The following is a 6000-nucleotide window of genomic DNA, read 5'->3' as shown; positions in this document are numbered from 1 at the left end:
GGTACGCTTCTTAAGCGGTTTCTCTGAATAATACATAATAAGTTGATTTTGTGTCAACTTATTTTAGGACGGGACAAATTTATAAAAAGAAAAGCCTCCCAAAATGGGAGGCTCTATAATTTACTTTAAAAAATTTAATCTTATAATTGTGGTCCTGCAGGAACTAATGCAAGTCCTTCTGGTGTATCACAATATTTTTCAAAGTTTTTGATATATAATGCCGCTAATTTTTTAGCTTTTACTTCCCATTCAGCAACATCTTTATAAGTGTTTCTTGGGTCTAAAATATCACTTACTTTTGGTAATACCTTAGGCGCTGTTAAGTTTAAATAAGGAACATCAACAGTTTCAGCATTATCAATAGATCCATCTAAAATTGAATCAATAATTGCACGTGTATCTTTTAAAGATATTCTTTTTCCTGTTCCATTCCATCCTGTGTTTACTAAATATGCTTTTGCTCCGTGCTCTTTCATTTTAGCAACTAAGGTAGAAGAATACATAGTTGGTCTTAATGTTAAGAATGCTTCACCAAATGCTGGAGAGAATGATGGAGTTGGTTCAGTAATTCCTCTTTCAGTACCTGCTAATTTAGATGTAAATCCACATAAGAAATGGTATTGTGCTTGTGCGTCATCTAAAATTGAAACTGGAGGCAATACACCAAATGCATCAGCCGATAAGTAAATAATTTTACTTGCGTGACCAGCTTTAGAAGGCAATACAATTTTGTTTATATTGTAAATTGGGTATGAAACTCTTGAGTTTTCAGTAATTGAATGATCGTAGTAATCTACTTCTCCATATTCATTTACAACAACATTTTCTAACAATGAATCTCTTTTAATTGCTCTCCAAATGTCTGGTTCATTTTCTTCACTTAAGTCAATAACCTTTGCATAACAACCACCTTCAAAGTTAAATACACCATTGTCATCCCATCCGTGCTCATCATCACCAATTAAGTAACGTTTTGGATCTGCTGAAAGTGTAGTTTTACCAGTCCCTGATAAACCAAAGAATACAGCAACATCACCATCTTCACCAACGTTAGCTGAACAGTGCATAGCAGCAATTCCTTTTAATGGCAGGTAGTAGTTCATCATTGCAAACATACCTTTTTTCATTTCACCACCGTACCAAGTACCTCCAATAATTTGAATTTTTTCAGTTAAGTTGAATACCACAAAGTTTTCAGAATTTAAACCTTGCTCTTTCCAGTTTTTATTTACAGTTTTAGAACCATTCATTACAATAAAATCTGGCTCTCCAAAGTTTTCTAACTCGTGAATAGATGGTCTAATAAACATGTTTGTTACAAAGTGAGCTTGCCAAGCCACCTCCATTACAAAACGTACTTTTAATCTTGTATCTTCATTACTTCCACAAAATGCATCAACTACATATATTTTTTTTGATGTAGAAAGTTGTTTCAAAACCAATCCTTTTAAATCTTGGTAAACTTCATTAGTGGTTGCCATATTAACACTATTCCAGTCAATAGTATCCTTAGTAATATCATCTTTTACAATGTATCTATCCTTTGGAGAACGCCCTGTAAAAACTCCAGTTTTAACAGCTACTGCTCCTGTATCTGTATCTGCACCTTTTTCAAAACCTTTTCTGTGGATAGAAGTTTCTGCTTGGTATAATTCTTCATATGAAGGGTTATATACTACTTCGTGATATCCTGTAATTCCTAAATTGTGTAACTCCTGAATAATTTTAATATTTTTCATATTAACTGTTTTAATTATATATTAGTAATCATTAATTTAATTTTCCTTAACAAATTTACCATTAATAGTTTCGTACGTTTATGACATTTATCAGTAAATTTCGACTATTTACTAAAACGTTTTCACGCACTAATCAGTTGTATATCAATTTTTTATACTTCAAAACTAAAAATGATTTATTTGCGAAATCGTTTTCTCTTTTTTCTATAAAATATTTTATTTGGTGCTTTTTATCACAAAACATTTACCCATAAGCAACCACCCAAAAATTAGGATAATTCCACCTAATGGAGTAATAAACCATATGGTATTAGGAGGAACTCCAAAAGTAATTGCATAAATTGATCCTGAAAAAAGTACCATACCAATTATAAATAAATTACTGATACTTTTTTTGTTCTTTTCAGAAAAACCTGTGTATACATTTACAAATAATAATACTATTACATGGTACATTTGATAGCGAACAGCAGTTTCAAAACTTGTTAATTGCATTGGTGATAAAATATCTTTTAAAGCATGAGCACCAAAAGCACCTAAAACAATTGTTAAAGCTCCTAAAAATGAGGAAATTGCTAAATATTTATTCATAGTAGTAAATTATATATTTATTAAGAAAAAATAATTATCTATTTTGTATATTTAATAAAAAATCAAAAATATGGAAAATAATTCAGATAGTTTAGTTACGCTGTTAACAGCTAGTTTAATTCATGAGGTTCATATTGCAAAAACAGTATTAGCTAATTATGATATTGAATCCTACATTATAGATGAAAATATTGCCACAACAATAGGAACAGCTTTTGTTGAAGGCTATAAACTAAAAGTAAATTCATCCGATTTAAAAAAAGCGAAAAAAATTTTAGATGATTTACATGAGAAAAATAATTAATAATTATTTAACAAATACATTTAATTAATTGTTTCTAAATTAAAAATAATCCCTAAAAAAAAAAAGAAAATGAGAAACATTTTGGTTATTGGCGCAGGTAGATCTTCATCCTCTTTAATAACATATTTACTAAATAAATCTAGCCTAGAAAATTTGCATATTACTGTAGCCGATGTTTCTTTGGATCTTGCAAAAGAAAAAATAAAAAACCATCAAAATGGTTCAGCAATTGTTTTGGATATCTTTAATGAAATTGAGAGAAAGTCAGCAATTAAAAATGCCAACATTGTTGTTTCAATGCTTCCCGCTCATTTACATTTAAATGTTGCTAAAGACTGTTTAGAATTTGGTAAAAATATGGTGACCGCTTCCTATATTTCAAATGAAATGAAAGCTTTAAATGAAGCTGTGATTGAAAAAAATCTAATTTTTATGAATGAAATTGGATTAGACCCTGGTATTGATCATATGAGCGCCATGAAAGTTTTAGATACTATTAGAGATAAAGGTGGAAAAATAATTCTTTTTGAATCTTTTACAGGTGGTTTAGTAGCTCCAGAAAGCGATGATAATTTATGGAATTATAAGTTTACTTGGAACCCCAGAAATGTAGTTTTAGCAGGACAAGGTGGTGCCGCTAAATTTTTGCAAGAAGGTTCTTATAAATATATTCCTTACCACAAACTTTTTAGAAGAACTGAGATTTTGAAAATTGACGGATATGGTAAATTTGAAGGTTATGCTAACAGAGATTCCTTAAAATATAAAAGCATTTACGGTTTAGATACTATTTTAACTCTATACAGAGGAACTATTAGACGTGTTGGATTTTCAAGGGCATGGAATGTGTTTGTTCAATTAGGAATGACAGATGACAGTTATACAATTGAAAATTCTGAAACTATGAGTTACCGAGAATTTACCAATTCTTTTTTAGCCTATAACCCAAATGATTCTGTAGAATTAAAATTAAGACACTACCTTAAAATTGATCAAGACGATATAGTTTGGGAAAAACTTTTAGAGCTAGATATTTTTAATAAAAACAAAAAAGTAGGATTAAAGAACGCCACGCCCGCACAAATATTAGAAAAAATATTAAGTGATAGTTGGACCTTAAAAAAAGATGATAAAGATATGATTGTTATGCAACATCTTTTTGGTTATGAACTAAACGGTGAAAAGCATCAAATTGAAAGTAGCATGGTTTGCAAAGGTGACAATCAAATTTATACGGCTATGGCAAAAACTGTAGGGTTACCAGTTGCCATTGCAACTTTAAAAATATTAAATGGTGAAATTTCATCTCCGGGAGTTCAAATTCCAATTAAAAAAGAAGTTTACAATCCTATTTTAAATGAATTGGAAGAAAATGGAATAACCTTTAAAGAAAAAAAAGTTCCGTATTTAGGCTATAATCCAGAAAATGTCAATGGATAGTGAAACTATTTTTACATTTTCAAATAATAATCTTGTACTAAAATTTTATATGCATCGGTATACAAATGACGCTCAATTTCTATCACTAATTCATTTTGCTCAATTGCCTTTTCTTCAAAAGAAAATTGTAACAAGCTACGTTTAATAGGAGCATCAAAAGTTCCTTTAACTCTTGTAATTCTATTAATAAATAAATTATTTGATTTGGCTATTTCAATAAAATTTTCTTCATCAGAAAAAGGAATTATAAAAGCACACGTCCCAATTTCTGATAATAATTTAGCTGTTCCACTTAACAAATCAGAATACGGCAAACTTTCTGAGTGCCTTGCCATTGCTCTTTCTTTAGACAATTCTTTATAAGTTGAAGTATAAAAAGGCGGATTGGAAATTATTAAATCATATGTATCTTCTATTTCTTCAACAAATTCTTGTAGTGATGCATGATAACAAAATAACCGATCTCCCCAATCACTCACTTCAAAATTATCAACTGTTTGCTCATAAGCATCATCATTTAATTCAATGGCATCTATAACTTCTGCATCACTTCTTTGAGCCATTATTAAAGCAATTAAACCAGTTCCTGCACCAATATCTAAAATATTAAAAACATCAGCATTAATTTCTGCCCAAGCACCTAATAAAACACCATCAGTTCCAACTTTCATTGCTGTTTTATTTTGTTGAACTGTAAATTGTTTAAATTGAAAAGGAGAGTTTGACATTATTTAAATTTTGAACACACATTAAAATTAACTTCTGTTTCCTGCTTTTTTTGCAATAATACTAATTATTAAAATTTGAATGGCGTGAAATAACATAATTGGCAATAAAATAAAGCCCGTTATTGCTGAAGTACCAAACAATACTTTTGAAAAAACCGTACCGTGAACCAATGATTTTTTTGTTCCGCAAAATTGTGCTGTTATTTTATCTTCAATAGAAAAATTCAATTTTTTAGCTACAAAACCTATAAAAAAATAAACACCAAAAAATAAAGAAATTACCACTGTAAATAGCAGTATAAAATCTAAATTACTCACAGTGCTAAATATTTTTTCGTTAAACGATTTTGCAAAACTTTTATATATAATTAAAAGAATTACAGATTTATCAAACAAGCTTAATTGTTTGTTATATTTAATAGCATACTTACCAAAAAACCGATGTAATATGTTACCAATTATAACTGGTAAAATAATTTCTATACATAATTTTGAATAAATACTCGTGTAGTCAAAATTCACATTAGCATTATTTGTAAAAAGACCAACCCAAAGTGGTGTTACTACAATACCAATGAGCCCAGAAATAGTAGCATTAAAAATTGCCGATGGTATATTGCCCTTTGCTATAGAAACCATAACTACTGATGAAGAAACTGTAGAAGGTAAAGCTGCCATAAAAAATATGGCTAACCATAATAAATGAGCTTCTTCATTTTGAACAAATGGATAAAAAATAAGTACTATTAAAGGAAATAACAAAAATGTACTTAATTGAATAAGAAAATGTAGTTTCCAATTTTTTAAACCTTCTTTTAATTTTTCTCCACTAAGCTTTAAGCCATAAAAAAAGAAAATTAATGAAACTCCAACACTACTTATAATTCCCAACGGAATTTTACTATTATCTAACCCAAATTGCGGAACAAAATAAGACGTTATTATTGTGATAATAATTGCTAATACAAATTTATCTAATTTCATTAATCAAATTTAATTTAATACTCCTCTTTGCTATATAAAAATGGTTTAATTTCATTGCAAATTAATTAAAATTAAATTTGAAAGTAACAAATAATTAAAAAAACTTGCACTATAATACAAGGTTTTTTTTACAGCTAATGGTTTAAATTTAGCCTTAAAAATTAATTATTCTTAGAGGAAATTTCATCAATAGAAAGATAATGTTCTACTTATT

The 6000-nt window shown here is 28.8% G+C and carries 6 protein-coding genes; 2 read left to right on the top strand and 4 right to left on the bottom strand.

The window, feature by feature from the left end; genetic code table 11:
* Positions 1-140 precede the first annotated feature (140 nt).
* Positions 141-1739: a phosphoenolpyruvate carboxykinase (ATP) gene (gene pckA / locus JEY78_RS02070; protein WP_291846382.1), complete on the bottom strand. Its 1599-nt coding sequence runs from the start codon at positions 1737-1739 to the stop codon at positions 141-143.
* Between the two features lie 216 nt (positions 1740-1955).
* Positions 1956-2330 carry a DUF423 domain-containing protein gene (locus JEY78_RS02065; protein ID WP_291846380.1) on the bottom strand — a complete coding sequence of 125 codons (375 nt, stop codon included), beginning with the start codon at positions 2328-2330 and terminating at the stop codon, positions 1956-1958.
* A gap of 70 nt (positions 2331-2400) precedes the next feature.
* Here JEY78_RS02065 and JEY78_RS02060 point away from each other — a divergent pair, with 70 nt between their 5' ends.
* Positions 2401-2634, top strand: coding sequence for a DUF2007 domain-containing protein (locus tag JEY78_RS02060; RefSeq protein ID WP_291846378.1), 234 nt, complete (start codon positions 2401-2403; stop codon positions 2632-2634).
* Positions 2635-2703: 69 nt separating this feature from the next.
* On the top strand, positions 2704-4074 hold the full coding sequence (locus JEY78_RS02055) for a saccharopine dehydrogenase family protein (protein ID WP_291846376.1): 1371 nt from the start codon (positions 2704-2706) through the stop codon (positions 4072-4074).
* 11 nt (positions 4075-4085) lie between these two features.
* Here JEY78_RS02055 and JEY78_RS02050 read toward each other — a convergent pair whose 3' ends face one another.
* Together JEY78_RS02050 and JEY78_RS02045 are read right to left on the bottom strand one after the other, a co-directional pair.
* On the bottom strand, positions 4086-4802 hold the full coding sequence (locus tag JEY78_RS02050; RefSeq protein WP_291846374.1) for a methyltransferase: 717 nt from the start codon (positions 4800-4802) through the stop codon (positions 4086-4088).
* A 27-nt stretch (positions 4803-4829) separates the two neighbouring features.
* Positions 4830-5786 (bottom strand): bile acid:sodium symporter family protein, encoded by a 957-nt coding sequence (locus tag JEY78_RS02045; RefSeq protein WP_291846373.1) that lies wholly within the window; start codon positions 5784-5786, stop codon positions 4830-4832.
* Positions 5787-6000 lie beyond the last annotated feature (214 nt).

The sequence above is a fragment of the Lutibacter sp. genome, from assembly GCF_016342705.1.
In the GTDB taxonomy this organism is placed as follows: Bacteria; Bacteroidota; Bacteroidia; order Flavobacteriales; family Flavobacteriaceae; genus Lutibacter.
Note: the sequence above shows the minus strand (reverse complement) of the source record. Positions and strands in the feature narration are given on the sequence as shown.

Excerpts from the sequence above, each read along its gene's own strand:
- JEY78_RS02060 (WP_291846378.1), top strand. The coding sequence starts at position 2,401 with ATGGAAAATAATTCAGATAGTTTAGTTACGCTGTTAACAGCTAGTTTA.
- JEY78_RS02055 (WP_291846376.1), top strand. The coding sequence starts at position 2,704 with ATGAGAAACATTTTGGTTATTGGCGCAGGTAGATCTTCATCCTCTTTA.
- JEY78_RS02050 (WP_291846374.1), bottom strand. The coding sequence starts at position 4,802 with ATGTCAAACTCTCCTTTTCAATTTAAACAATTTACAGTTCAACAAAAT.
- JEY78_RS02065 (WP_291846380.1), bottom strand. The coding sequence starts at position 2,330 with ATGAATAAATATTTAGCAATTTCCTCATTTTTAGGAGCTTTAACAATT.
- pckA (WP_291846382.1), bottom strand. The coding sequence starts at position 1,739 with ATGAAAAATATTAAAATTATTCAGGAGTTACACAATTTAGGAATTACA.
- JEY78_RS02045 (WP_291846373.1), bottom strand. The coding sequence starts at position 5,786 with ATGAAATTAGATAAATTTGTATTAGCAATTATTATCACAATAATAACG.